Here is a 537-nt window from a genome sequence, read left to right as displayed (position 1 = left end):
GCCCTTTGCCGGAGTCAATGGTTCCGGCAAACATAACAACTGGTCCCTGACTACGGAGGATGGAATCAACCTGTTAAATCCAGGCGAGACTCCCCACGAGAACATTCAGTTCCTTCTGGTGCTCTCCTGTATCCTAAAGGCGGTTGACCGCCACGCCGATCTGCTTCGCGAATCCGCGGCAGACGTGGGAAATGACCATAGACTGGGGGCCAACGAGGCGCCGCCCGCGATTATTTCCGTATTCATCGGCGAGCAGCTGGAGGACGTGGTGGATCAGCTTTGCAGCACCGGAGAGGCCACTCATTCCAAGGTGGGCGGCACATTAAAGACCGGCGTCAGAACGCTCCCGGATCTCTTCAAGGATGCCACTGACAGAAACAGGACATCACCGTTTGCCTTTACCGGCAATAAGTTCAAGTTCCGTATGGTAGGCTCCTCCGATTCCATTTCCTCGCCGAACGTGGTATTAAATACCATTGCGGCGGAAGCATTTAAGGAAGCGGCTGACATACTGGAAAAGGCGGAGGATTTCGATAC

1 protein-coding gene is annotated in these 537 nt (G+C 54.6%); it reads left to right on the top strand.

Features of this window, described 5'->3' with window-relative positions:
- On the top strand, positions 1-537 hold a 537-nt coding region (locus NE664_13100; protein MCQ4727570.1), incomplete at both ends, for a glutamine synthetase type III.

It is taken from the genome of Anaerotignum faecicola, from assembly GCA_024460105.1.
Lineage (GTDB): Bacteria > Bacillota > Clostridia > Lachnospirales > Anaerotignaceae > JANFXS01.
The sequence above is the reverse complement of the archived record's forward strand: the minus strand, read 5'-3'. Positions and strand labels throughout refer to the sequence as shown.